At 62.2% G+C, this 26389-nt stretch carries 26 protein-coding genes; 12 read left to right on the forward strand and 14 right to left on the reverse strand.

What is annotated here, in order from left to right:
- Positions 1-66: 66 nt before the first annotated feature.
- From ACRCYW_RS06570 to ACRCYW_RS06585, 4 genes are read left to right on the forward strand one after another with little or no spacing between them, the layout of a single operon-like run.
- A complete protein-coding gene (locus ACRCYW_RS06570) occupies positions 67-1080 on the forward strand; it encodes an ABC transporter ATP-binding protein (protein ID WP_438549328.1) in 1014 nt (337 codons plus the stop codon).
- Complete coding sequence (locus tag ACRCYW_RS06575) at positions 1077-2045, forward strand: ABC transporter permease (protein ID WP_438549329.1); 969 nt, start codon at positions 1077-1079, stop codon at positions 2043-2045. Before ACRCYW_RS06570 ends, ACRCYW_RS06575 begins: the two co-directional genes overlap by 4 nt.
- Positions 2035-2874 carry an ABC transporter permease gene (locus ACRCYW_RS06580; protein WP_438549330.1) on the forward strand — a complete coding sequence of 280 codons (840 nt, stop codon included), beginning with the start codon at positions 2035-2037 and terminating at the stop codon, positions 2872-2874. Before ACRCYW_RS06575 ends, ACRCYW_RS06580 begins: the two co-directional genes overlap by 11 nt.
- A 29-nt stretch (positions 2875-2903) precedes the next feature.
- Entirely contained in the window at positions 2904-4334 is a 1431-nt protein-coding gene (locus ACRCYW_RS06585) for a gamma-aminobutyraldehyde dehydrogenase (protein WP_438549331.1), read from the forward strand.
- Between the two features lie 104 nt (positions 4335-4438).
- On the opposite strand, the gene cyoE is transcribed toward ACRCYW_RS06585, so the two are convergent.
- From cyoE to ACRCYW_RS06605, 4 genes are read right to left on the reverse strand one after another with little or no spacing between them, the layout of a single operon-like run.
- Entirely contained in the window at positions 4439-5344 is a 906-nt protein-coding gene (cyoE, locus tag ACRCYW_RS06590; RefSeq protein ID WP_438549332.1) for a heme o synthase, read from the reverse strand.
- Positions 5341-6351: a COX15/CtaA family protein gene (locus ACRCYW_RS06595; RefSeq protein ID WP_438549333.1), complete on the reverse strand. Its 1011-nt coding sequence runs from the start codon at positions 6349-6351 to the stop codon at positions 5341-5343. The genes cyoE and ACRCYW_RS06595 overlap by 4 nt, the downstream gene beginning before the upstream one ends.
- Complete coding sequence (locus ACRCYW_RS06600) at positions 6348-6833, reverse strand: hypothetical protein (RefSeq protein ID WP_411660350.1); 486 nt, start codon at positions 6831-6833, stop codon at positions 6348-6350. The genes ACRCYW_RS06595 and ACRCYW_RS06600 overlap by 4 nt, the downstream gene beginning before the upstream one ends.
- A complete protein-coding gene (locus tag ACRCYW_RS06605; RefSeq protein ID WP_318164222.1) occupies positions 6830-7528 on the reverse strand; it encodes an SURF1 family protein in 699 nt (232 codons plus the stop codon). Before ACRCYW_RS06605 ends, ACRCYW_RS06600 begins: the two co-directional genes overlap by 4 nt.
- A 73-nt stretch (positions 7529-7601) precedes the next feature.
- Between ACRCYW_RS06605 and ACRCYW_RS06610 the strand changes: the two genes are divergently transcribed.
- Positions 7602-7811 carry a DUF2909 family protein gene (locus ACRCYW_RS06610; protein WP_253627400.1) on the forward strand — a complete coding sequence of 70 codons (210 nt, stop codon included), beginning with the start codon at positions 7602-7604 and terminating at the stop codon, positions 7809-7811.
- 8 nt (positions 7812-7819) lie between these two features.
- On the opposite strand, the gene ACRCYW_RS06615 is transcribed toward ACRCYW_RS06610, so the two are convergent.
- The 6 genes from ACRCYW_RS06615 to ACRCYW_RS06640 all read right to left on the reverse strand — a co-directional run bounded on the left by ACRCYW_RS06615 (position 7820) and on the right by ACRCYW_RS06640 (position 14825).
- Complete coding sequence (locus ACRCYW_RS06615; RefSeq protein WP_438549334.1) at positions 7820-8701, reverse strand: cytochrome c oxidase subunit 3; 882 nt, start codon at positions 8699-8701, stop codon at positions 7820-7822.
- Between the two features lie 2 nt (positions 8702-8703).
- Complete coding sequence (locus tag ACRCYW_RS06620) at positions 8704-9258, reverse strand: cytochrome c oxidase assembly protein (protein ID WP_438549335.1); 555 nt, start codon at positions 9256-9258, stop codon at positions 8704-8706.
- A 9-nt stretch (positions 9259-9267) separates the two neighbouring features.
- Positions 9268-10866, reverse strand: coding sequence for a cytochrome c oxidase subunit I (gene ctaD / locus ACRCYW_RS06625; RefSeq protein ID WP_438549336.1), 1599 nt, complete (start codon positions 10864-10866; stop codon positions 9268-9270).
- Positions 10867-10875: 9 nt separating this feature from the next.
- Positions 10876-11937 carry a cytochrome c oxidase subunit II gene (coxB, locus tag ACRCYW_RS06630; protein ID WP_438549337.1) on the reverse strand — a complete coding sequence of 354 codons (1062 nt, stop codon included), beginning with the start codon at positions 11935-11937 and terminating at the stop codon, positions 10876-10878.
- Positions 11938-12444: 507 nt separating this feature from the next.
- A complete protein-coding gene (locus tag ACRCYW_RS06635) occupies positions 12445-14514 on the reverse strand; it encodes a tRNA(Met) cytidine acetyltransferase TmcA (RefSeq protein ID WP_438549338.1) in 2070 nt (689 codons plus the stop codon).
- Complete coding sequence (locus ACRCYW_RS06640) at positions 14511-14825, reverse strand: HlyU family transcriptional regulator (RefSeq protein ID WP_438549339.1); 315 nt, start codon at positions 14823-14825, stop codon at positions 14511-14513. Before ACRCYW_RS06640 ends, ACRCYW_RS06635 begins: the two co-directional genes overlap by 4 nt.
- Positions 14826-14963: 138 nt before the next feature.
- On the opposite strand from ACRCYW_RS06640, the gene ACRCYW_RS06645 reads away from it, so the two are divergent.
- From ACRCYW_RS06645 to ACRCYW_RS06660, 4 genes are all read left to right on the forward strand, one after another.
- Complete coding sequence (locus ACRCYW_RS06645) at positions 14964-15170, forward strand: bacterioferritin-associated ferredoxin (RefSeq protein ID WP_438549340.1); 207 nt, start codon at positions 14964-14966, stop codon at positions 15168-15170.
- A 146-nt stretch (positions 15171-15316) separates the two neighbouring features.
- Complete coding sequence (gene bfr, locus ACRCYW_RS06650; protein WP_100860562.1) at positions 15317-15796, forward strand: bacterioferritin; 480 nt, start codon at positions 15317-15319, stop codon at positions 15794-15796.
- A 202-nt stretch (positions 15797-15998) separates the two neighbouring features.
- The gene (locus ACRCYW_RS06655) at positions 15999-18104 is read left to right on the forward strand and encodes a DUF885 domain-containing protein (RefSeq protein ID WP_438549341.1); all 2106 of its coding nucleotides are present in this window, start codon (positions 15999-16001) and stop codon (positions 18102-18104) included.
- An 87-nt stretch (positions 18105-18191) separates the two neighbouring features.
- The gene (locus ACRCYW_RS06660; protein WP_438549342.1) at positions 18192-18650 is read left to right on the forward strand and encodes a methylglyoxal synthase; all 459 of its coding nucleotides are present in this window, start codon (positions 18192-18194) and stop codon (positions 18648-18650) included.
- 60 nt (positions 18651-18710) lie between these two features.
- On the opposite strand, the gene ACRCYW_RS06665 is transcribed toward ACRCYW_RS06660, so the two are convergent.
- From ACRCYW_RS06665 to ACRCYW_RS06680, 4 genes are all read right to left on the reverse strand, one after another.
- Entirely contained in the window at positions 18711-19298 is a 588-nt protein-coding gene (locus tag ACRCYW_RS06665; RefSeq protein WP_438549343.1) for a superinfection exclusion B family protein, read from the reverse strand.
- Positions 19299-19418: 120 nt separating this feature from the next.
- Positions 19419-20477: an L-asparaginase 2 gene (gene ansB, locus ACRCYW_RS06670; RefSeq protein ID WP_438549344.1), complete on the reverse strand. Its 1059-nt coding sequence runs from the start codon at positions 20475-20477 to the stop codon at positions 19419-19421.
- A 128-nt stretch (positions 20478-20605) separates the two neighbouring features.
- Complete coding sequence (locus ACRCYW_RS06675; protein ID WP_438549345.1) at positions 20606-20800, reverse strand: heavy-metal-associated domain-containing protein; 195 nt, start codon at positions 20798-20800, stop codon at positions 20606-20608.
- Positions 20801-20994: 194 nt separating this feature from the next.
- Complete coding sequence (locus ACRCYW_RS06680) at positions 20995-21945, reverse strand: AEC family transporter (RefSeq protein ID WP_438549346.1); 951 nt, start codon at positions 21943-21945, stop codon at positions 20995-20997.
- Positions 21946-22082: 137 nt separating this feature from the next.
- Here ACRCYW_RS06680 and treR point away from each other — a divergent pair, with 137 nt between their 5' ends.
- From treR to treC, 3 genes are all read left to right on the forward strand, one after another.
- Positions 22083-23030: a trehalose operon repressor TreR gene (gene treR, locus ACRCYW_RS06685; protein ID WP_438549347.1), complete on the forward strand. Its 948-nt coding sequence runs from the start codon at positions 22083-22085 to the stop codon at positions 23028-23030.
- 191 nt (positions 23031-23221) lie between these two features.
- Positions 23222-24652, forward strand: a complete 1431-nt coding sequence (gene treB, locus ACRCYW_RS06690) for a PTS trehalose transporter subunit IIBC (RefSeq protein ID WP_438549348.1) — start codon at positions 23222-23224, stop codon at positions 24650-24652.
- 73 nt (positions 24653-24725) lie between these two features.
- Entirely contained in the window at positions 24726-26387 is a 1662-nt protein-coding gene (treC, locus tag ACRCYW_RS06695) for an alpha,alpha-phosphotrehalase (protein WP_438549349.1), read from the forward strand.
- Positions 26388-26389: the final 2 nt, after the last annotated feature.

Genomic DNA, 26389 nt, shown 5'->3' on the forward strand with positions numbered 1-26389 from the left:
ACACCTGACATAGCCCTCTTGCGGGCCGGGTGGAGACCCGGCCCGGTTAGATGACAAGGACGTATCATGACAGCCGTACAATTTGACCGGGTCAGCCGCCACTATGGCGAGTTGAAGGCGGTCGACGACATCTCCTTCCAGATCCCCGCCGGCGAGTTCTTCACCCTCCTGGGCCCGAGCGGGTCAGGCAAGACCACCTGCCTGCGGATGATCGCCGGCTTCGAATACCCGAGCGCAGGCGAGATCCGCCTGTTCGGCGAGCCCTGCTCACGGGTGCCGCCCTACGATCGCAACCTCAACACCGTGTTCCAGGACTATGCGCTCTTCCCCAACATGGATGTGCGCGACAACATCGGCTATGGCCTGATGCTCAGGGGCGTGCCAAAGACGGAACGCTATCGCAAGGTGGACGAGATGCTGGAGCTGGTGCGCCTGCCCGGCGTCGGCAATCGCCGCCCAGGCCAGCTATCCGGCGGCCAACGCCAGCGCATCGCCATCGCCCGGGCGCTGATCAACCAGCCGCGCATCCTGCTGCTGGACGAGCCGCTCGGCGCACTGGATCTCAAGCTGCGCGAGCAGATGCAGCTAGAGCTGAAAGCCTTGCAACGCCAGCTCGGCATCACCTTCATCTTCGTCACCCACGATCAGCAGGAGGCGCTCTCCATGAGCGACCGCATCTGCATCTTCAATCAGGGCAGGATAGAGCAGATAGCCCCGCCGGATAGGATCTACGACGCCCCGGCCACCCCCTTCGTCGCCCGCTTCGTCGGCACCGTCAACCTGTTCGAGGGGGAGCAGGCCAGGCGCCTGTGTGGCGACAGCAGCCAGATGATGGTGCGTCCGGAGCGGATCCGCCTGAGCGAAGCCGGCAGCCCCGGCTGGTCGGGGGAGATCCGCGAGGTGGAATACCTGGGGGCCTTCGTGCGCTACCGGGTCAGCCTGGGTGAACAGCTCGAGATCATCGTCAACCACCCCAACGAGGGGCAGGAGCGCCTCCCCCACGGCGCCCGGGTCAGCCTCAGCTGGCCGGAGCAGGCCATTCACCGCCTGACGGCTTCCGAACCGGAAGCTCAGTCATGAGCCTCCCCCAGAGTGCGAGCCTTCCCATGAACCCTGTCTCTGCACCATCGACCCTTCGGCCGCTACGGCGCCTCTCCACCCTGCTCTATGGCCGCCCCGGCCTGCTGCTGGGGATCCTGCTGGGCCCACCGCTGATCTGGCTCGGCATCATCTATGTGGGTTCCTTGCTGATGCTGCTCTCCAACGCCTTCTTCGGGCTGGACGAGTTCAGCGGCCAGATACGCCACGAGCTGGGACTGCAAAACTTCGTCGCCCTGCTGCGACCCGAGAACCTGGACGTCATCCTCAGAACGGTAGGCATGGCGCTGCTGGTGACCCTGGCCTGCGCCCTGCTCGGATTCCCCGTCGCCTACTACATGGCGCGCTACACCAGCGGCAAGACCCGGGCCCTGTTCTACCTCGGCATCATGCTGCCACTCTGGTCCAGCTACCTGGTGCGGGTCTACGCCTGGAAGCTGATCCTGGCCAAGGAGGGAGTCATCAGCTGGCTGGCGGGGAGCCTTGGGCTGGACTGGCTGTTGGACGGCATCCTCTCCCTGCCGGTGATAGGCGGCCCCTCACTGTCGTTCTCACGGCTCGGCACCTTCATCGTGTTCGTCTACGTCTGGCTGCCCTTCATGATCCTGCCGATCCAGGCAGCGGTGGAGCAGATCCCGCGCTCTCTGCTGGAGGCGAGCGGCGATCTCGGCGCTACCCCGGCCCAGACCTTCCGTACCCTGATCCTGCCGTTGGCACTGCCGGGCGTGGTCGCGGGATCCATCTTCACCTTCTCTCTGACTCTGGGGGACTACATCATCCCGGGCATCATAGGCAACTCGACCATGTACATAGGCCAGGTGGTCTATATCCAGCAGGGCACGGCGGGCAATCTGCCGTTCGCCGCCGCCTTCTCCCTGGTACCCATCCTCATCATCGCCATCTATCTGGCCATCGCGAAACGTCTGGGAGCCTTCGATGCGCTCTAATTCATCTGCCAGCTCGCTCATCAGCGAGGGACAGCGCCCATCCGGGCTGCTGAAATACGCCGCCATCGGCGGGCTGCTGTTCCTGCATATCCCCATCCTGTTTATCTTCCTCTACGCCTTCACCAGCGAGAGCAAAAGCTACCAGTTCCCGCCCCCCGGCCTGACTCTGAAGTGGTTCGAGGTGACGCTGAACCGGCCGGACGTGTGGCGCGCCATCCAGCTGTCGCTGGAGGTGGCGGGACTCGCGACCCTGGCCGCCATGGTGCTCGGCACCCTGGCGGCAGGGGCCATCGCCCGCAGCCGCTTCTTCGGCCAGGAGGTGGTGTCGCTGCTGCTGGTGCTGCCCATCGCCCTGCCCGGTATCGTCACCGGCATCGCGCTGCGCTCCGCCTATGGCCTGATGGAGATCCCGTTCAGCTTCTGGACCATCGTCATCGGCCACGCCACCTTCTGCGTGGTGGTGGTCTACAACAACGCCCTGGCGCGCTTTCGCCGCACCAACCAGAGCCTCATCGAGGCGTCCATGGATCTCGGGGCTGACGGCTTCCAGACCCTGCGTTACGTGATCCTGCCGAACCTCGCCACCGCGCTGCTGGCGGGGGGAATGCTGGCGTTCGCACTCAGCTTCGACGAGGTGATCGTCACCACCTTCACCGCGGGTCAGCAGACCACATTGCCCATCTGGATGTATCAGGAGCTGATCCGCCCCCGGGACAGACCCGTCACCAACGTGGTGGCCCTCATCATAGTGGCCGTCACCACCATCCCCATTCTGCTTGCCTACTACCTCACCCGTGACGGCCAGGACGTCGCCGGCAGCGGCAAATAACGACTCAACGCGTGCGCAAGGATGCAACCATGAAGCTCAATACCCAACTCTTGATCGACGGCCAGTTTGTCACCGGAGACGGCCCGACCGAGCCCGTCCTCAACCCCGCCACCGGCGAGCTCATCGCCTCGGTGCCGGAAGCCTCGTTCGAACAGGTAAGCAGGGCGGTGAACGGCGCCCAGCGCGCCTTCGCCCAGTGGAGCCGCACCACCCCGGCCCAGCGCAGCAACCTGCTGCTGCGCCTCGCCGACGCCATAGAGCGCCACGCCGAGGAGTTCGCGGCGCTGGAATCCCTCAACTGCGGCAAGCCCTATCTGGCAGTGCTGAACGACGAATTGCCCGCCGTGGTGGACTGCTTCCGCTTCTTCGCCGGGGCGGCCCGTTGCCTGCAAGGACCGCTGGCGGGGGAGTATATCGAGGGGCACACCAGCATGATCCGCCGGGATCCCATAGGCGTGGTGGGCAGCATAGTGCCCTGGAACTATCCGCTGATGATGGCGGCCTGGAAGATGGCGCCCGTGCTCGCCGCCGGCAACACCGTGGTGCTCAAGCCCTCCGAGCAGACCCCACTGACCGCCCTGCGCCTCGCCGAGCTCGCCAGCGAGCTCTTCCCCCGCGGCGTCATCAACATCGTCTGCGGCCGGGGCGAGAGCGTGGGCGCGCCGTTGGTGGAACACCCCTTGGTACGCATGGTGTCGCTGACCGGCGATATCGCCACCGGCCAGAAGATCCTGCAGAGCGCCGCCCGCACCATGAAGCGCACCCACCTAGAGCTGGGCGGCAAGGCCCCCGTCATCATCTTCGATGACGCGGATCTGGAGGCCGTGGTGGCGGGCATTCGCACCTTTGGCTTCTACAACGCCGGCCAGGACTGCACCGCCGCCTGCCGCATCTACGCCCAGAGCAAGATCTACGACAAGTTTGTCGCCGCCATGACAGAGGCCGTTTCCTCCATCAAGGTGGGGAGCCAGCGCGAGGAGGGGGTGGAGATGGGGCCGCTCATCTCGGACCGCCAGCGCAACCGGGTCGCCAGCTTCGTGGAGCGGGCCCAGAGCAGCGGCCACGTGGAGGTGACGACGGGGGGCAAGATCCGTGCAGGCAACGGCTTCTTCTTCGAGCCGACCCTGATCGTCGGCGCCCGTCAGGAGGACGAAATCGTGCGGCGCGAGGTGTTCGGCCCCGTGGTGTCGGTGACGCGTTTCAACGACGCCGAGCAGGTGGTGCAATGGGCCAACGACTCGGACTATGGCCTCGCCTCCTCCGTCTGGACCCGGGATCTGGGCCTCGCCAGCAAGGTGGCGAGCCACCTGCAGTACGGCTGCACCTGGATCAACACCCACTTCATGCTCTGCTCGGAGATGCCCCACGGCGGCATGAAGATGTCCGGCTACGGCAAGGATCTCTCCCTCTACGCGCTGGAGGACTACACGGTGCCGCGCCACATCATGGTCAAGCTCTGAAAAGCACAAGGCTGGCCCTCAGGCCAGCCTTGCTGTATTGCCGTACGTCGATTTTCCCCTTCTTTGTCCATCCTTGGCTCAAGACCCTGATCACCCCCACTTTCTTATGACAGCCGCCACTGCCAGTGGTGATCCAAGATCAACAGACCAAACAGCAGCATCAAGTGATAAATGGAGAAACGGAAGGTGCGCATCGCCTGGGCGGGGCGGTCAGACACCTTCAGCAACCAACCATGCCAGCAGAACCAGAGGTTCAACACCAGGCTGCCGACCAGATAAATGAGGCCGGACATGCCGATCAGGTAGGGCAGCAGGCAGATCAGGGTCAGCATCAGCAGATAAAACAGGATGGCTGTCTTGGTGAACTCGATGCCATGGGTGACCGGCAGCATGGGAATATTGGCGCCGGCATACTCATCGCGCCGGTGGATTGCCAGGGACCAGAAATGTGGGGGAGTCCAGGTGAAGATGATCATCACCAGCAACCAGGGCTCGGCCGAGAGCTGCCCCGTGATGCTGATCCACCCCAGCAACGGTGGCATGGCCCCTGCCAGCCCGCCGATGACGATGTTTTGAGGGGTAGCCTTCTTCAGCAGCAGGGTATAGACGATGGCATAACCAAACAGGCTGGCCAGGGTCAGCCAGGCGGTCAGAGGATTCACCCCCCAATAGAGCAGCACAAATCCAGAAGCCGCCAACCATAGCGCGAAAATCATGGCAGCCCGAGTACTGATCCGCCCCCTCGCCACCGGGCGCCAACGCGTCCTGCGCATCTGGGCGTCGATACTGCTATCCAGGCTGTGATTCATGGCCGCCGCGGCCGAAGCCAGCAACCCTATCCCCGCCAGCCCCAGCACCATGTTATCCAGGGAGGCGATCGTCGGCTCGGCCAACAGCATGCCGACCCAGGCCGTCAGCAGCAGCAGGGCCACCACTTTCGGCTTGGTCAGCTGGTAGTAGTCCCGTAGCAACGGGAGATCGAATAGCTGCGCCAGCGACTTGCCGTTCATATCCGGCTCCGGATCGCCAGAGGCGACAACGAGGGGAAGGTGGCGGCGTGGGAGAGGTGCCGACGAGCCAGCACACACACCACCAGCAGGTGCGCCCCCACCAAGTTATGGGCGAGCGCGTTGGCCAGAGGCAGGGCGAGGTGCACATTGGCCAGTCCCAGAGCTATCTGAACCAGCAGCAGGGTGAGGAGCAGAGATCCGAACGCTCGCATCGGCCCACTATGACGGATCAGGCCCAGTGCGAAGCCTCCCACCAGCAGGGCCGCGGCCAAAGCCCCCAGTCGATGGGCGATATGAATGGTCTGGCGCGCCTCCTTGCCCATCACTCCGAACTCGTAGCTGGCATGGCCGAGGGGCAGATGGAAGGCCTCCTCCCACGCCAGTTGGTCCTGCCAACCGGCCTGACAAACCGGCAGCTCGGCGCAGGCCATGGCAGCATAGTTGGATGAGGTCCAGCCTCCCAGGGCAATCTGGATCAAGAGCATGCCGCAGGCGAGAGTGCCCAGCCAGGTGAGCCCCTGGCCACAGACGATGGCTTGGCGGGCTTGCCCTAATTCGCTGCGATAGAGCCACAGCAGGGTCAGGATCGCAAAGCCACCGAGCAGGTGTGTCGTCACCACCAGGGGGTGCAGTGCCAGGGTCACGGTCCACATGCCAAGCGCCGCCTGCCCGATTACCAATACCAGTAGCGCCCCCGAGAGAAAACGCAGGCGGCCACCAGCACGCCAGCTCAGAACAAACAGGGTCGTGATGAGGCAACCCAGGGCCCCGGCAAAATAACGATGTACCATCTCGCTACGGGCCTTGTGAGGCTCAAGTGGGCTATCTGGATAAAGCAGGGTCGCCTGTTCGGCATGTGCTTGCTGTGGAATGGCCAGGGAGCCGTAACAACCTGGCCAGTCGGGGCAGGCAAGCCCCGCATCGGTAAGCCGGGTATAGGCGCCGAGCAGAATGACCAGCACGGCCAGTGCGATGGCGATCGAGGCCAATATCTTCTGCAGTCTCATTGCACGCCTCGCTGATACTTGAGCAGTTGCTGTAGATCCGACAGCACCGCCTTGCCAAACAGGGGCCACTGACTGCTGTTGTCCGGTACCTCGTAGTGCAATATGGCCAGCCCCTGGGGATCGACCAGCATCAACTCATCCGCCTGCAATCCTTTGGCAGTGCCAAGGGATGACAACGGGAGGGGTACTAGTGCCAACTTGTCCCCATTGCGCCCTAGGGCGCTCTGGATCCGCTGCATCAGGGCAGGCACCTGCTGGCACAGAGCCTCACAACGTTCAGGCTCCAGATAGACCAGACGCCACTGACTCTCATGTGTCGAGAGCGGTGGTAGCAGATAGACCTCCCTCTGCAACCACTGTCCCTTGCTGCGGGTACCGGCCTCATACCAGCCCTGATGCAGGGTCAGCGCCGCCAGCAATACGGGCAGCAGGATCACCAGCGCAAAGGCAAGCGGCACCTTCCATCTAGTCCATTCGTTCATGACGAGCCCCTCCTTGTCAGCACCAGCCCCCCCACCAGCATCACCATTGCCAGCCCCAGCCATTGCAACGCATAGGCCCTGTGCTTCTCGGGCGGCATGACGTTGTGCTGGTAGTGGTAGAGAAACGGAGAACTCTTTTGATAGAAAATGGCGTCGGCGAGGGGCAAACCGGTCTGTTCACTCAGGCTGGCAACCCTGACGGACTGGATCCGGTTCGGATAAGGGCCGCTCTCTATGTTCTGGCCGAGCAGCAGGCCACCAGGCTTAATTCGCAGCAGGCCATCCAGTGCCAGCACAGACGGGATCGCGGGCGCGGGCAACTGATCCCGACTGACCGGAGCCGCGATCCAACCCAGATTGACCAGGAGCAGGGGTTCCTTCGACGAAGCGGTGCCGGTCAAGGCCGTGCCGTCATCGGCCCGGACCGGGATGATGACGTCATAGCCGATTTCCCCCTCCATCCCCTGATTGTCCAGCAGCCAGATGTAAGGCCGAAACCACACCACCTGCCCACTCAGCACGGTACCATCGAGCCGCTCCGGTTCACGCCAGTCGAGCCTATCCAGCGTCAGGGGCGCCGATTGCTGCGCCGCGGCCACCTGCTGCAGCCAAGCCTCTTTCTCCGCTGCCCGTTGCCATTGCCAGAGGGCCAGCTTGCACAAAATGGCCGAGGCACCCAGAGTGAATAACAGCACCAGCCAGCGCCGTCGATGGAGTGGTCCTTGCTTGTGCCATGTCGCCGCTTCACGCATATCACGAGGCCCTAACATGTTGATCAAGATAGTGCTGGTGCTCATGTTGCTGCTCATCATAGGGCAGCTGTTCCACGCCCTCTGGCTGATGATGACCACGGATCAGGCGACCAGGAGGATGTCGGCCCCTCTGGGTCGACGGGTCTTCTTCTCCCTGCTGGTGGTCGTCATCCTGCTGCTCTCCCTGGCGATGGGCTGGCTGGAACCCAACCCCCGTCCTTACTGAAGCCGGCCTCACAACAGATAGACGAAGACGAAGAGACAGAGCCAGACCACATCGACGAAGTGCCAGTACCAGGCTGCGGCCTGGAAGGCGAAATGTCGCTCGGGGGTGAAATGACCCCTCAGCACGATACGCAGCCAGATGATGCCAAGAAACAATGTGCCCAGGGTGACGTGCAGGCCGTGGAAACCGGTCAGGATGAAGAAGGTATTGCCATAGATCCCCGAATCCAGCCGCAGTCCCAGCTCCCGATAGGCATGTATGTATTCATAACCCTGTAACCACAGAAAGCTTCCCCCCAGCAGCAGGGTGGCGAACAGCATCCACTTGAGACGAGTACGCTGGTTGTTCTCCAGGCCGGTATGGGCGAACAGCAGGGTGACGGAGGAGCTGAGCAAGATCAGGGTGTTGATGAGCGGAATGCCGTGCCAGGGCATCGCCTGGGTAATGGTGCCGCCAGGTGTCTTGAGCATGGGCCAGTGGGCCGAGAAGTCCGGCCAGAGCAGTTGCGCCGTCATCGCCTTGTTGCCGGCGCCATCCAGCCAGGGCATGGCCAACTGCCGCGCATAGAACAGCACCGCGAAGAAAGCCAGGAAGAACATCACCTCGGAGAAGATGAACCAGACCATGCCCTGTCTGAAGGATCTGTCCATCTGGGCGCTGTAGAGCCCGGTCATGGACTCCTGGATGATGTGGCGAAACCAGCCAAACAACATGAAAACCAGCAGGGCGACGCCCCCCAGCATCAGGTAGCCACCTATCCCCGTCTGCTTGCTGGCGACCTCGTTGACCAGGTGACCAGCCCCGAAGGCCAGCAGGAACAGGGCCATGGCACCTATGATGGGCCAGCGGCTCTGCTCGGGAACATAGTAAGTCTGGGTCGCCTTGGCCATGGTTATTTCCTCTGCGCTAGCGCCGGTGCCGGCTTGGACTTTGTGATGTCATAGAGCGAATAGGAGAGCGTGATGGTGTTGATATCGTCGGGCAGGGCCGGATCTACGTAAAACTTGAGGGGCATCAGCTTGCTCTCCCCCGCCTTTAACTCCTGACGGTTGAAACAGAAGCACTCCACCTTCTTCAGGTAGGCGGCGGCAGTGCCCGGGGAGACAGAGGGAACCGCCTGACCCACCATGGTGCTGTCCGTCGGGTTGAACACCTTGAAGTTGACCTGCCTCATCTCACCGGGCTTCACCGACAGGCGCTGGGTTTCCCCGTTGAACTGCCAGGGCATCTGGGTATCTGCATGGGCCAGGAACTCTACCTGTATGGTCCGCTTGTCATCTATCACGGCGCGCTCCGCCGTGGCCGGCCGATCCGCCGTCTTGCCATTGAGCCCGGTGATCCTGCAAAAGACGTCATACAGGGGGACCAGTGCGAAGGCGAACCCGAACATGAGGACGATGATCAGGGCCAGCTTCCTGAGCAGCGGCCCATGATTGACTTGGTTCATGGGGCCTCCCTAGTGCTCATCCGGCCGGATTTCGGGCGGAACCTTGAAGCTGTGATAGGGAGGCGGCGATGGCAGGGTCCACTCCAACCCCTCGGCCCCTTCCCACACCCGATCCGTCGCCGGCTCCCCTCCCCGGATGCACTTGACCACTCCCCAGACGAAGAGCAGTTGAGACAACCCGAAGGCGACCCCCCCCAGGCTGATGAACATGTTGAAGTCGGCAAACTGCAGCGCGTAGTCCGGGATGCGGCGGGGCATACCCGCCAGCCCGACGAAGTGCATGGGGAAGAACAACATGTTCACCGAGATGAGGGAGCACCAGAAATGCCACTGCCCCAGCCGCTCGTCATACCTGTGCCCTGTCCATTTTGGCAGCCAGTAGTAAGCGGCAGCCAGGATCGAGAAGACGGCGCCGGTGACTAGCACATAGTGGAAATGGGCCACCACGAAATAGGTGTCGTGATACTGGAAATCCGCCGGCGTCATGGCCAGCATCAGCCCCGAGAAGCCGCCTATGGTGAACAGGGTGATGAAGGCGATGGCAAACAGCATGGGGGTCTCGAAGGTCAGGGAACCGCGCCACATGGTGGCGACCCAGTTAAACACCTTCACCCCGGTCGGCACCGCGATCAGCATGGTGGTGTACATGAAGAACAGTTCGGCCACCACCGGCAGCCCGGTGGTGAACATGTGGTGGGCCCACACCATGAAGGAGAGCAGGGCTATGCTGCTGGTGGCATAGACCATGGATCGATAGCCGAACAGCTTCTTGCGGGAAAAGGTCGGGATGATGCTGGAGACGATGCCGAACGCCGGCAATATCATGATGTAGACCTCGGGGTGGCCGAAGAACCAGAAGATATGCTGGAACATCACGGGATCCCCGCCCCCGGCCGCATCGAAGAAACTGGTGCCGAAGTACTTGTCCGTCAGCACCATGGTCACCGCCGCCGCCAGCACCGGCATGACGGCGATGAGCAGGAAGGCGGTGATGAGCCAGGTCCAGACAAACAGCGGCATCCTCATCCAGCCCATGCCCGGCGCCCGCAGGTTGAAGATGGTCACGATGACGTTGATGGCCCCCATGATGGAGGAGATCCCCATGATGTGGATGGCGAACACAAACAGCGCCGTACTGTTGCCGCTGTACTTGGTCGACAAGGGGGCGTAGAAGGTCCAGCCAGAGCTCGGGCCGCCGCCCTCCATGAACAGGCTCGACAGCAGGATCAGGAAGGCAAACGGCAGTATCCAGAAGCTCCAGTTGTTCATCCTGGGCAGCGCCATGTCCGGCGCCCCTATCATCATGGGGATCAGCCAGTTGGCGAGGCCGGTGAAGGCCGGCATCACGGCGCCAAACACCATGATGAGGCCGTGCACCGTGGTCATCTGGTTGAAGAACAGGGGCTCGACCAGTTGCAGCCCGGGCTGGAACAACTCGGCCCGGATCACCATGGCCATGGCACCGCCGGTGAAGAACATGGTCAGCGCGAACAGCAGATAGAGGGTGCCGATATCCTTGTGATTCGTGGTGTATAGCCAGCGCCTCAGACCCGTCGCCGGCTGATGGGCGTGCTCGCCGTGCGGGGTATCCATGATTCCATCACTCATGCCGACGCCTCACTTGTCCTGTTTCAAGATGGACTGCACCTCGGCAGCCTGAACCACATCGCCGGTATTGTTGCCCCAGGCATTGCGCTCGTAAGTCACCACGGCGGCCACCTCCTGCAGGCTGAGCTGCTTGCCAAAGCCGAGCATGGCCGTTCCGCTCTTGCCATGGAGTACCAGATCCAGATGATGGCTCCGATTCTCCGCCATCGTGGTGACCTTGCTGCCCTTGAGGGCGGGGAAGATGCCGGGCAACCCGGTCCCGGCGGGCTGGTGACAGGCGGCACAGTGGCCGAGGAACACCTTCTCGCCGATCTCCATGGCCTGGGGCAGGGTCATGGTCTGGCTTGCCAGATCTTGCTGCTGCGCCTTGGCGGCCGCCTGCTCCCCTGCGGTCTTAACAATCCAGCCATCAAACTCCTCGGCGGATTTCGCCACCACGACGATGGGCATGAAACCGTGATCCTTGCCGCACAGCTCGGCGCACTGCCCCCGGTAGGTGCCCGGTTTGTCTATCCGGGTCCAGGACTCATTGATGTAGCCGGGGTTAGCATCCCGTTTCACCGCGAAGGCGGGCACCCACCAGGAGTGGATGACGTCGTCCGAAGTCATCAGGAAGCGGATCTTCTTGCCGACGGGCAGTACCAGCGGCTGATCGACCTCCAGCAAGTAGTGGTCGCCTTTGGGCTGCTCACCCTTTATCTGCTTCCTGTCGGTAGCCAGCAGGGAGTAGAACTCCACCGGGTGCTCGAGGTACTTGTAATGCCACTTCCATTGGGAGCCGGTGACCAGCACGGTCAGATCGGCCTTGGAGGTGTCTTCCATCTTCAGCAGGGTCGAGGTGGCGGGCACCGCCATGGCCACCAGGATCAACACGGGAATGGCGGTCCAGAGCAGCTCGATGCGGGTGCTCTCGTGGAATTGGGCTGCCTTGGCACCACGGGATTTACGATGACGGACGATGGACCAGAGCATGGCGCCGAACACCAGCAAGCCGATCACGCAACAGATGTAGAAGATGGTCATGTGCAGGTCATAGACCTGCTGGCTGATGGCGGTGGCCCCGCGCGTCATATTGAACGTCAGGTCGCCGGCAGAAACAGGACCCGCAATGAAACCGACGACCCATGGGCCATGGCTAGTTGCATTTTTTCCCACATTGCACTCCCTGTGCACGTTAGAAAAGATGGCAAACATTAACCACTGACAATGCTAACCACCTGAAAATAATGCAGTTATTAAAATCGTTACCACGATCAAGTATTAGTCCATATTCCGAAAAAACCAAAATGGCGCAGCCCCATGAGAAACTCATCAGAGCAGTTGGCGCGATTCAGGGATTTAAGTGATGGTATTGAGTACGGGGTATGAAGGTCATGATGGCCCTGACGGAGGCATCTTAGTCAGCCGGGTAACCCTTCTCTCGCCCCAGGCCGAGTCTGGGGAAGGACAGGCATCATCAAGCCAGACCATCAACGAACGAGGGGCCTGTTGGCCCCCAGTATCTGTATCGACGGTTCCACCGGCCTGATGCCTCCATGAAACGCGCGTTTAGACCCCTATGGAAATCCCGCCCGGGTCTCAGCCCGTCGGCCCGTCCTTCTCCAGCAGACGAGCCAGCAGGCTGCGCAATGCCTTGATGATCGCGGGCTTGCCGGCCAGACCCAAGGCTCTGGCCAGATCCGTCCAGGGGGCATACTGCCAGATGCTCCCGATCAGCAGGCGACGCTCGTCCGAAGCCAATGCATCCAGCACAGCCGTTTGACTCGCCAACCAGCGTTGCAGGCTGGACTGACACAGCTCGAACGGCTTGTGGTGGTAGGCGAAACACTCCAGCTCCAGGCGGTCAAGCTCGTCCGGCGCGAGTCCCCTGATAGGCTCTCCTTGCAGGCACTGCCAGACGATCTCCGCCTCCAGCATCTTGAGCTCCCCCGCCAGCAGGGTTGGCAACTGATGCAGGAAACGCTGGCGCCACTGGGCCAGCTCAGGCTCCCACTGCGTTTTCAGCGCCTTGAGCAGCAGGGCTGCGTGACAGCCGCTGGCGGCATCCCGCTGCAGGCCGATGCGCAGGGTCTTGAGACCGGCCTTGTGCCAGAACGGCAGCAGATCGGCGCTGGCGGAGAAGGCCGACCCCAGATAGTCGAACCCGAGTGCCCAATAATGGGCCTCCAGCTTGCCCAGCAGCATTGAGCCCAAGCCATGGCGATGCAGGCTCGGATGGATGGCGATGCGCATCACCCTGGCGTAGCTGCGCTCACCCGCCGTCATGAAGCCGGAGTGAGCCAGCAGTGACTGGGGTAACAGATGGCCACGGGGACGCCTTCGCCCCGCCCAGATATCCTGAGCCAGGACGGGATCTATCTTGCCCTCTCGTACCACCAGGGCAACCCCGAGCAGATGCTGATCCTGCTCTAGCAGATGGATGTCGAGATCCGGGCTCTCCAGCAGGTATCGCAGATCGCTCGGACTGGTCTGGTAATGGGCCAGCACCAGCAGGCCGAATACCTGGCCGAGTAGCTCATCGTCCTCGGCCAGCCTGTCCTGCTCCAGCAACCGCCAGGCGGGTGCTATCGGTTGCGGCGGCGGCGAGACGTCCGTATCGAGGCCAAGCAGGCGGAACACCAGGGGCTCCAGGGGATCGTACCGGCTCCAGCGGATGGGCTCACTCAGGTGCAGCTCCTGCCAGCCCGGGGTCTGCTTATCCAGAGTCCGTTTGAAACGCAGATGAAAGCCTCGCCCTGTCCCCTCGTAGCCATGCTCGGTGGTGGCGAAGACGATGCGACTGTGACGGGCCAGCATGGCCTCCAGCAGCGGGGTCGGGATGGCGGCCGCCTCGTCCACCATCAGCAGATCAGGCTGCAGATCTCCCTGCACCAGCCGATCCGGCGACACATATTCCAGCCCTTCCAGCCTCCCCTCGCTGGTATCGAGTCCGGCCGCGGCGTGGGCGAAGAGGGTGGCAACCGTTCCCTGCGAGGGGGCCGTCACCGCTATCTTCAGGTTTGGATGCTGGCGCAGCAGATCGGCGGCGGCGAGACCGAGCAGGGTGCTCTTTCCCCGGCCGCGATCCGCGCTGAGTACCAGGGGGCGGCGGCGGTGGCCATGGAGCACTCTGTGAATGGCGGGCAGGGCACAGGCCTGATCCTCGCTCAGCAGGTGACCCGGCCCCAGCGGCCGCCAGTGACCGTTTTCCCCAGGTGGACTCAGCAAGGTGGCGGGATCCCCTGCCAGCAGCCGCACCAGGCGGGCGATAAAACCATGACCGGCCTTGCTCGCGTCCTCCGACTGGGCGACCAGCCGCACTCTGTCCGGATCCGGGAAGGTAGGCCAGCTCTCCCTCGGGGGGGTCAGCAGCAACAGCAGGCCACCGGCGCGCAGGGTACCCGCCAGGGCGCCGAAAGCATCGGGATGGAAACCGCTGAAGGCATTGAAGACGAGCGTGTCGCACTCCTGGCCGAGTCGTTGCAGCGCCTTGGCGGCCGGCATGGGATCATGGCGGGCAGGGCCCTCCCCCAGCCAGAACACCGCCTCCCCCAGCCAGGGCTCGGCCCGGGCGATGCAATCGGCCTCCCCCCCTTCCAGCCAGACCAGTCGCCGCTCACCACAGCGAGCGAGGGAGTGGCGCAGCGCGCTTGCGTCAACGGGGTTCATGAGGCGGCGGGATCACCGCCTCGGGTGCGAGGCTCGAACATCTTCTCCCCCATCTGATCGATAAAGGTATGGGCTTTTTGCACCATGAAGCGCTCGGCATCGGCCGGATTGACGAACAGGTCGGAGCGAATGAATCTGTGGGTCAGCACCTCGCCACCCACCTCCTTGGTGATGCGGCCGGCCAGTCGATACTGGCCCCCTTCCGCCATGGGTTCGGGGTAGATGAGGTAGCCGACGTACTCGGTCGGGGTCACCTCGACGGCTGGCGCCACCTGGCTGTTGAACAGGGCATTGAACAGTTTCTTGAGCATCATCCTCTCCTCTCTGATGGCCGCATTGTCCCCAAGGGGAGAATGGCTGGCAAGCGGGGGATCTTATTACCAATCGGTATTTGCACTGCAAACCATTCTCATTTAGATTTTCCCTCATTCCAGTATGAGGTCAGTATTATGTACGTGTGTTTGTGCCGCGGCATCACAGATACCCAGATCCGCAAGGCGGTACAAGCAGGCAAGACAGAATTCAGACAGCTGAAAGAGTCGCTGGAAGTGGGTGCCCAATGTGGCAAGTGTGTACGCATGGCCATGGAGATCATCGCCACCGAACGCAACAAGATGGAATCGGATCGGGCCCAGCTCTATTACGAAGTGGCTTGATACCTGAATTCTCCCCTCTCTGATCCGTCAGCCGGATCCTTGTATCCTCGGGCGAGACAAATCGCCAGCACTCCTATTGTCACTTTTCTGGACTAAGCTCTAGTGATCGCTGCCTCTATAAGGCACGAACATAAGGAGTAATGTCGATGAAAGGAGATCCCAAAATCATTGCCCACCTCAACAAGGTGCTGGCCAATGAGTTGGTGGCCATCAACCAGTATTTCCTGCATGCCCGCATCTACGATGACTGGGGCCTCAAGGGGCTCGGGCACAAGGAATACCACGAGTCCATCGATGAGATGAAGCATGCCGATGAACTGGTCAAGCGGGTACTGTTTCTGGAAGGACTACCCAACTTGCAGGATCTGGGCAAGCTGCGCATCGGTGAGACGGTCGACGAGATGTTGCGTTGCGATCTCTCGCTGGAGATGGATGCCATCCCCGATTTGAAGGTGGCCATCACCTATGCCGAATCAGTCCATGATTACGTCAGCCGTGACCTGTTCCAGGAGATCCTGGAAGACGAAGAAGAACATGTGGACTGGCTGGAAACCCAGCTGGACCTCATCGATCGCATCGGTCTGGAAAACTATCAACAATCCCAGCTGCACTCGGAATCGTCCTGAATAGTTATGGCATGAGATGACCGACTCTTAACCCGCTCAGGCGGGTTTTTTTATTTCTGGACGCATAGCTTTTCACCATGACTATCCATATGAAATACAAGGCTATTTTTGTTAAGTGAGTCGCAAAAGATGGTGGTCTAAAGGTGCACTATTGGAACCCCTCAAGGGGACTCATAATAACAAGGCATTAAAGGACTAAACCATGTACCTCTCACTCAACAAGGTGGCTCTGGCTTGCGCCATCGCCCTCTCCCTCACCGCCTGTAACGACAACAGCTCCAAGGCACCGGCAGATCCCGTCGCCACCAAGGCAACCCTGATGCAAACCATGGACGAGGCCCTGCGCGAGAGCCAGGCGCTGGATCCCTACGGGTTCGCGATCGATGCCGCGAGCATCGCCAAACGCAAGGCTCTCGACGCCTCCCTGCTCAAGCGGCTGGATGCACTGGATCCTAGCGTGCTGAGCGAGCGGGATCGGTTGTTCTACGACATGATCCGCTGGGATCTGCGGATCAACCTGGAAGGTTATGAACTGCCTCAATCCCAGATCCCCATCCATCACTTCCGCAACCGGGTGGTGGATCTGGCCGACGAGGTCGGGGCCGCACCCGCCAGCGGCAGGGCGGCACGCACCGTCGAGCGTGGCTTCGACTACTTCGCCCAGAGCTCGGCCGAGCGGGTGGCACCGGGGGATGCCAGCTGGCGGCGGGATCTCGACCGCACGGCCGCAGCCCCGGTGCAGTCCGCCAAGGCACGGGCGGCCACTGCACCGCTCGCCTGGTATCAGGAGCATCTTGTCTGGCTCAAGGCCTATGACGCCTATCTGACCGAGGTGAAGCAGCAGTTTGAGCTCGGCAGCGCCCAGGGCAATACCTTGCCGGACGAGCTGGTGGACCGGCTGTTGGCCCAGCTCAATGGCAAGCTGGATGGGGAAGCGATCGCGGGATCTTACCTCGGCTGGCAGCAGTTGCCAGGGGATGCCGACGAGACGCTGCGTACCGACTACAAGGCCGTGCTGGACAGCATCAATGGCCGCTACCTGGCACTGCGGGATTATCTGGATTACCAGCATGGTGGTGCCTACGGGGTGCGTCTTGGCAGCGGCGAGTGCGATGACGGCTTCTGTGGCATGACGGATGGTCGCGACTGGTATCGCTGGCTGCTGAAGAAACACACCACCACAGAGATGACGCCACAAGAGGTGCACGAGTTGGGGCTGGCCGAGGTGACCCGGATATTCGACGCCATGGTCAAGGTGTGCCATACCGTCGGCAAGTGCGACAGCGAGGATGTGGCCCAGAGCAAGCAGAGCGGCCAGATCTACGCCTTCTTCCGCTACTTGAACGAGCCTGGCTTCTTCTACCAGAACCCGTTGGCGGTCTGGTCAGCCGGTCTGAACCCGGACAACGCGGCCGGCGCGACCTTGAGCGAGCCACAACAGCAGGCGCTGGCCGAGCATGGGCGGGCGCTGGCGGAGTACAACGCCTTCAAGAGCAAGGCCGCCCAGGTGCTGCCTGACTTCTTCGATGCCGAGCGCACCATTCCCAGGCTGGATTACGACGTCGTGCCAGTCGCCTATGAGGATGCGCCCTACGGTGGCGTCGCCTGGTATCAGGACGGTAACCCCCAGACCGGTCGCAAGGGCCAGTTCTTCCTCAATACCTATTACCCCTATGGCCTGCAGAGCTGGAACATCAGCACCCTGCTGGCCCACGAGGGGGCCCCCGGCCACCACTTCCAGATCACCATAGCCCAGGAGCTGGCGGCCAAGGATCCCGACTTCCCGCAGTATGTGGCGAACGCCTCCTACACCGCCTATGCGGAGGGCTGGGCGCTCTACACCGAGTATCTGGCAGACCACGACATGGGCCTCTATCAGGGGCGCGGCCTCTACGATCCGGCGGTGGGGGATGTGAAGGTCGAAGGCTCGCCTGCCTTCAACAACCAGCTGCAGTACTTCGGGCGCCTCAACGAGGAGATGCTCAGGGCCATGCGGCTGGTGGTGGACACCGGCATCCACTGGTATGGCTGGAGTCACGACAGGGCCGTCGGCTACATGCAGGAGAACTCGGCGCTGGGGGCGGGCGATATCAGCTCCGAGGTACCGCGCTACATGGCCTATACCGGCCAGGCCACCTCCTACAAGGCGGGCCAGCTGGCCCTGATCCGGATGAGGGAGAGTGCCGAGCAGGCCCTTGGCAGCCAGTTTGACCTCAAGGCCTTCCACCACCAGGTGCTGGAATTCGGCATGCTGCCCATCTCCGTGCTGGAGCAGAAGAACCGGCAGTGGATAGAAGAGTCGAAGTGATCACAGTTACGGCGCCCGGCAAGACAGCGGGCGCCGCTTTCGATTAGGATACGGCCCTACTCCCATCATTTTGCTACGGATGATCCCATGGAACTGATCGCACGTGAGATGGCGCCCCACAAACGGGTAGCCCTGGTGGCTCACGACAACATGAAGGCCCCCCTGCTGAGCTGGGTGCTGAGGCGCAAGGAGGAGCTCAAGCTCCACCATCTCTATGCGACCGGCACCACGGGGACCTTGCTCGGCAAGCAGGCACAGCTGCCCATCACCTGTCTGTTCTCCGGCCCCATGGGGGGCGATCAGCAGCTCGGCGCCCTCATCGCCGAGGGCAAGATTGACGTGATGATCTTCTTCTGGGATCCCCTCAACCCCGCGGCCCACGATCCGGATGTGAAGGCGCTGCTGCGTCTCGCGGCGGTGTGGAATATTCCGGTCGCCACCAACGAGGCGACCGCGGACTTCATCATGGACAGCCCGCACATGCAGCGCGCGTTCAGCGTCCAGGTGCCGGACTACGCCGGCTACCTGAAAGCCAGAACCGAGTAAGATCCCCAGACAGCAAAAAGCCGGACAACGTCCGGCTTTTTTATTCAGGATGAATACGCCTCAGCGCTGGAAGCTCTTCTGGGCGAACTTGGGTCTGGCGTTCATGATCTGTTCCACCTGCTCGTCGCTCATCTTGCCGCGAGACAGCCCCAGCACCTTGTAGGTGAGCAGCGGCCGTGCCGGCAGCGCTATCATCAGGGCGCGGATCTGGTTCTCGTCATCCTTCTCCCGCACCGGCTTGCCGTAGGCGTAGGTGAGGACGCCGGCATCCATCAGGTTTTTGACGGCGGGCTCGGTGATCGGCAGGTTTATGACGCTCTTGCGCTGCAGCACGAACTCGCGCAGCACCGCCTTCTCGTTGAAGTCGAGGAAGCCGATCATCTGGGCCAGCTGATCCTGCTGGCGGCGAGACTGCCACTCGTCACAGGCCCACTCCCAGAAGATCAAAAAGCCCTGGCTGCAGAAGTAGGAGATGGCGATCAGCATGCCGACCCCGAGCCAGGCCGCATGGGCGCTGGCCCACTGGCTGACGGCCCCCTTCATCAGCCCCACCGGGAACAGCAGTATGATGCTGCAGCAGAGCAGCAGCCAGACCATGAGCCAGTTGAGGCGGTTCAGCTGATAGAAATGTTGGATCCACCGTTTCATCGTTCATCCTTCCCAGAGCATTGTGGACAGTGGTCTATCCATAGCAATGAGTGTGCCAAGGCGTGAGCAATGAAAACGGGAGGCCTGAGCCTCCCGTTGGATCCATCCGATAATGTGCGGTTAGAACTCCTGGAACCAGCGCTGGATCTGCTTGGGATCCTTGCTCTGGGTCAGGGAGAGCATCAGCAGGATGCGCGCCTTCTGCGGGTTCAGGGTGCCGGCGGCCACGAAGCCGTACTTGGCGTCGTCGATCTCCGCATCCAGTGTGGTGGCACCGGTCGGCACGCGGGCGGAGCGCACCACCCGGATACCGTCCTCGCTCGCCTTGGCCAGGGTATCGAACAGGCTGTGGTAGAGGTTGCCGTTGCCCACCCCGGCGCTGACGATGCCGTCAAACTTGGCGTCCACCATGGCCTTGGCGGGCAGATCGGTGGCATTGGCATAGTTGTAGACGATGCCGACCTGAGGCAGCTTGTCGAGCTTGCTCACGTCGAACGGGGTCTTGCTGGTGTGCAGGCGGGCCGGGCTGCGCTGGTAGTCTATCTTGCCGTTGTGGATGTAGCCGAGCGGGCCGAAGTTCGGGGCGGCAAAGGTCTGCACCCCTGTGGTGTTGGTCTTGGTGACGTCACGGGCATCCAGCACGGTGTCGTTCATGGCGACCATGACGCCGCGACCCTTGGAGCTCGGATCCGAGGCGGTGACCACGGCGTTGTAGAGGTTCAGCGGACCGTCGGCACTCATGGCGGTGGAAGGACGCATGGCGCCCACCAGCACCACCGGCTTGTCGCTCTTGACGGTGAGGTTCAGGAAGTAGGCGGTCTCTTCCATGGTGTCGGTGCCGTGGGTGATGACGATGCCGTCCACATCATCCTTGGCCAGCAGCTCGTTGACCCGCTTGGCGAGCTTGAGCCACACCTCGTCGTTCATGTCCTGGGAGCCTATCTTGACCACCTGCTCCCCCTGCACCTCGGCCACGTTCTTCATCTCGGGCACGGCGGCGATCAGGGTCTCGATGGCCACCTTGCCAGCCTCGTAGTTGGACTGGGTCGCAGACTGACCCGCCCCGGCTATGGTGCCGCCGGTCGCCAGTATGTGCACGCTGGGCAGGGCCATGGCCAGGGGGGAGAGGGTCAGGCCGAGTACGGCGGCGAGCAGGGTCTTGCGGATAGGGAGGGTCATGCTGCAATCCTTCTGATGGGTTGATTGCAGCATTTTTATGCTTTTTAAAACGAATTTAAGTGATTATTCTCACCAATAAAAACAAGCAAACAGAATATTGGTCTGTTTTTTACCTATATAGTGTTAAGTCACTCTACCGAGAAGCCCTTGGCCTCGATCAGGGCGATGATCTCGGCCTTGCTGAGGCTGCTCTCCACCACGGCCTTGCTGCTGTCGAAATCGACTTTGGCCTGGGTGACGGCACTCTGGGCCAGCAGGGCCTTTTGCAGGCTGGCGGCGCAACCGCCGCAGGACATACCGGATACATTGAGTTCGATGGTCATGTGCTCTCTCCTCTCGTGAATGTGATCCCAGCCTAAAGCTACCGCCAGCGGCAAGGTCAAGCACCGCCTCTCCACAATCAGCAGGTCTCGTATCAGCAACTCATCGGCCCTGGTTTATCAGCACCGTTTCAGTCTGGGACCCTGCGCCGGACAGCATGGGGCGATACAGTCCGTGAGCACATACAAGCTCCCCATCAGCCCATCAGCCCCAGGTAGTTCATCAGCGCCGCCCCCAGGCTGGTGCTCACCAGCGATCCAAGGGTGGTGGTGGCGATGATGTTGGCAGCGAGCACGCTGTCACCCCCCATGGCACGGGTCATCACATAGCTGGCGGCCGCCGTCGGGGTGGAGCTGATGAGGAACAGGATGCCGAGGGCCTGGATGCTGAAGCCGAGTGCCCAGGCCCCCATGACCAGCAGCACGGGAATGAAGAACAGCCGGTTGGCGGTGGCCCAGCCGGTCAGGCCGGCGCCGCCGCGCAAAGCCTTGAGGTTCAGGCTGGCGCCGGTGCAGAGCAGGGCCAGCGGCAACGTCATGTTGGCAAAGTAGTTGCCGGTGTTGATGACCAGCTGGGGCAGCTCTATGCCGAGCAGGCCGAAGGGCAGCGCCGAGAGGATGGCGATGATGAGGGGGTTTTTGACTATCCCCTTCAGGATGGGCTTGATCCCCCGCCCTCCCCCCAGGCTACGGGTGAGGGTGATGACCGCCAGGATGTTGTAGAGCACGGTCACCGCCCCCACCAGCAGGGCGGCGGCGCCTATCCCCTCCGGACCGTAGGCGTTTTGCACATAGGCCAGCCCCATGATCCCCATGTTGCCGCGAAAGCTGCCCTGCACGAAGATGCCCCGCAACTTCTGTTCGCCGATGAAGCGGGTCGCCAGCAGCTCGAGCACCAGAAACCCCGCAAGTGTGCCCAACAGGCCGTAGAGGATGAGCCAGGGGCTCGGCATGGTGGAGAAGTCCGTGCGTACCATGCTGAGGAACAGCAGGGCCGGCAGTGTGACCTGAAACACCAGGCGGGAGGCGGATTCGACGAAGCTGTCTGGCAAGAGACCCAGGCGCTTGAGCCAGATGCCGAGCACCAGCACCATGCAGATGGGGCCTGTGATGGAGAGGGAGAAGTGCAGACTTGCCAACAGATCCATGATGCGCGTCCTGTGCGTAGCGAGCGGCAGGCCGTCGCCGAAATGGAGAGGGGGGAGCGGTCATTCTAACGCCATGGGCTTGTATTCACAGGGGTTAATCACAACAATGTGGGCAATTCACCGCCCGAGCACCCGTTATGGAAAAGAAACTGACCATCCTCGACATCGCCCGCCTATCGGGTGTCGGCAAGTCGACCGTCTCCCGGGTGCTCAACCAGGATCCCAAGGTCAAACCCCAGACCCGGGAGAAGGTGGAGCAGGTTATCGCCCAGCACGGCTTCGTGCCGAGCAAGTCGGCCCGCGCCATGCGCAGCCAGAGCCAGCAGGTGGTGGGCATCATAGTCTCGCGACTCGATTCGAGCTCGGAGAACCAGGCGGTGCGCGGCATGCTGGAGACCCTCTATGCCCGCGGCTATGACGCCGTGCTGATGGAGAGCAAGTTCTCCCCTGACAAGGTGAGCGAGCATCTGGCGGTGCTGGCGCGGCGCGGGGTGGACGGCATCATCTTGTTCGCCTTCAACGACCTCGATTACGACGCCATGATCCCATATCGGGAGAAGCTGGTGCTGGTGGCGCGGGAATTTCCAGGATTTTCCTCAGTCTGTTTCGACGATGCCGGCGCCGTGCACACCATGCTGGCCCAGCTGGAGCAACGGGGAGCCCGGGACATCGCCTACCTCGGGGTGGACGTCTCGGATCTCACCACGGGCCAGCGCCGCCTCGACGCCTACCTCGCCCACTGCGCAGAGCGGGGGCTGACAGCCCGCAGCGCGCTCGGGGATCTCAGCCTGCAGAGTGGCTATCGGCTGGCGGCCGAGCTGCTCACCCCAAGCACCCAGGCCCTGGTCTGCGCCAGCGACACCCTCGCCATGGGGGCGGCCAAGTACCTGCAGGAGCAGGGCCGCGGCGAGGTGCTGGTCACCGGCCTTGGCAACAACCCCCTGCTCGGTTTTCTGTTCCCCAACGCCCTCAGCCTGGACCTCGGTTACAAGGGGGCCGGCGAGCAGGCCACCCGCCAGCTGCTCGGTCAGATAGAGCAGAACCTGCCCCCCCAGGCCACCATAGCCCCCAGCCGGCTGCCGTGACCCCCATCACTCGTCGTTGAGTGAAAATCACCCGTTTTGTGAGATCGCCCACGAAATGGGAACGTTCCCATTTCTGCCGGGAGAAATTGGTAGCATGCTAAATAGGAACTATACCAAGAACGCTCGGGCCGGCAGGTTGGCCCTACAGGGTGATGCATACCAAACTCACTGGAGTCACAGAGGGAAGACTCATGTCCAAGATCAACGCACAACATCTGGCCCAGCTCATCGACAAGATCGGCGGCAAGGAGAACATAGCCACCGTCAGCCACTGCCTGACCCGGCTGCGCTTCGTGCTCAATGACCCGGCCAAGGCCGATTCCAAGGCCATCGAGACCATACCGGCGGTGAAGGGCAGCTTCACTCAGGGTGGCCAGTTCCAGGTGGTCATCGGCAACGAGGTGGAGGACTGGTACAAGGCGCTCACCCAGGAGATAGGCGTGAGCGGTGCCAGCAAGGAGAGCGCCAAGCAGGCGGCGCGCCAGAACATGAACCCGCTGGAGCGCGGCATCTCCCATCTGGCGGAGATCTTCGTGCCCCTGCTGCCCGCCATCATCACAGGCGGTCTGATCCTGGGCTTTCGCAACGTCATCGGCGACATCAAGATGTTCGACGACGGCACCCACACCCTCACCGAGATCAGCCAGTTCTGGGCCCAGGTCCACGCCTTCCTCTGGCTGCTGGGTGAAGCCATCTTCCACTTCCTGCCGGTCGGCGTCTGCTGGTCCGCGGTCAAGAAGATGGGCGGCTCCGAGATCCTGGGGATAGTGCTGGGGGTCACCCTGGTCTCCCCGCAGTTGATGAACGCCTACGGCATCGGCCAGCAGACCCCGGAGGTGTGGGACTTCGGCCTCTTCGTCATCCAGAAGGTCGGCTACCAGGCCCAGGTCATCCCTGCCCTGCTGGCGGGTGTCTTCCTCGCCTGGATCGAGACCAACCTCAAGCGCATCATCCCGGCCTATCTCTACCTGGTGATAGTGCCCTTCATCTCCCTGCTCTTGGCGGTAATCGTCGCCCACGCCCTCATCGGCCCCTTCGGCCGCTGGATCGGTGAGGGCGTCGGCTTCGCCGCCAAGGCTGCCATGACAGGATCCTTCGCCCCCATAGGCGCCGCCCTGTTCGGCTTCCTCTATGCCCCCCTGGTCATCACCGGCATCCACCACACCACCAACGCGGTGGATCTGCAACTGATGCAGAGCATGGGTGGCACCCCGATCTGGCCGCTGATCGCGCTGTCCAACATCGCCCAGGCCTCCGCCGTGGTGGGGATCATCCTCATCAGCCGCAAGGAGAACGAGCGGGAAATCTCGGTGCCCGCAGCCATCTCCGCCTACCTCGGGGTGACAGAGCCGGCCATGTACGGCATCAACCTGAAGTACAAATTCCCCATGCTGTGCGCCATGGTGGGCTCGAGCTGTGCGGCCCTCATCTGCGGCTTCGCCGGTGTGATGGCAAACGGCATCGGGGTCGGTGGCCTGCCCGGCATCCTCTCCATCCAGCCGCAATACTGGGGCATCTACGCCATCGCCATGCTGGTGGCCATCGTCGTCCCCGCCGTGCTGACCCTGCTGGTCTACAAGCGCCAGCAAGCCGCCGGCAAACTGGAACTAACCGCCGCCTGACCCCTTGAAGGAAAAACACAAGGCGCAGCCCTGTGCTGCGCCTTGTCATGACAAGCAACACGAGAACATGACCATGAGCCAGACACCCTGGTGGCAGAGCGCCACGATTTACCAGATCTACCCCAAGAGCTTTCAGGACAGCGGTGCCCGTGGCACCGGTGACCTCAAGGGGATCATGGCCCGCCTCGATTACCTCAAGACCCTCGGCGTCGACGCCCTCTGGCTGACCCCCGTCTACGTCTCCCCCCAGGTGGACAACGGCTACGACATCGCCGATTACCTCAATATCGACCCCGCCTACGGCACCATGGCGGACTTCGAGGCCCTGCTGGCGGCGGCCCATGAGCGAAGCATCCGCATCGTGATGGATATCGTCGTCAACCACACCTCCACCGAGCACGCCTGGTTCCAATCCGCTCTGGGGGACAAGAACAGTCCCTACCGCGACTACTACATCTGGAAGGATCCGGTGGACGGCGGCGTGCCGAACAACTGGATCTCCAAATTTGGTGGCAGCGCCTGGGAGCTGGATAGCGCCACCGGCCAGTACTACCTGCACCTGTTTGCGCGCGAGCAGGCGGACCTGAACTGGGAAAACCCGGCGGTGCGGGCAGAAGTGAAGAAGATCATCCACTTCTGGGCCGACAAGGGCATAGATGGCTTCCGTCTCGACGTCATCAACCTCATCTCCAAGGATCAGCGCTTCCCGAACGATGACAGCGGCGATGGCCGCCGCTTCTACACGGACGGGCCCCGCATCCACGAGTTCCTGCAGGATGTAAGCCGCGAGGTATTTGCCCCGGTGGGCGCCATGACGGTCGGCGAGATGTCCTCCACTTCCCTGGAGCACTGCCAGCGCTACGGCGCCCTCGATGGCTCCGAGCTCTCCATGGTGTTCAACTTTCATCACCTGAAAGTCGACTACCCGAATGGGGACAAGTGGACCAAGGCGCCGTTCGATTTCCTCGAGCTCAAGCGCATCTTCAACCACTGGCAGAGCGGCATGCACGGTAAGGCCTGGTCGGCCCTGTTCTGGTGCAACCACGATCAGCCGCGCATCGTCTCCCGCTTCGGCGACGAGGGAGAGCATCGCGTGGTGGCCGCCAAGATGCTGGCCAGCACATTGCACGGCCTGCAGGGCACCCCCTACATCTATCAGGGGGAAGAGATCGGCATGACCAATCCGGGTTATGGCAGCATCCATGACTATCAGGACGTGGAGAGCCGCAACATCTTCGCCATCAAGCAGGCGGAAGGCATGAGCGAGGCCGAGATCCTCGCCATCCTGGGAGCCAAGTCCCGGGACAACTCCCGCACTCCCATGCAGTGGAACGATTCCCCCAACGCAGGTTTCACCCAAGGCACTCCCTGGCTCAAACCCGCCGCCAACTACCCCAGGATCAACGCAGAAGCCGCGCTGGCGGACACCGACTCCGTGTTCTGGCACTATCGGGATCTGATCGCCCTTCGCAAGGCGCACCCCATCTTCACCCAGGGGGATTATCAGGAACTGCTGCCGGACCACCCGCGCCTCTGGGCCTACGCCCGCCATTGGCAAGGCAAGGCGCTGCTGGTGGTGAGCAACTTCTATGGGGAGCCGGCCGAGTTTGCCCTCCCCAGCGGCCTGCCGACCGGCAATGGACGACTGCTCCTTGGCAACTACCCGGACAGCCCGGAGCAGCCGCAATCCTGTACCCTGCGCCCCTACGAGTCAGTTATCTGGTTGATGGAATAGTC

It is taken from the genome of Aeromonas sp. (assembly GCF_051657805.1).
GTDB lineage: Bacteria > Pseudomonadota > Gammaproteobacteria > Enterobacterales > Aeromonadaceae > Aeromonas.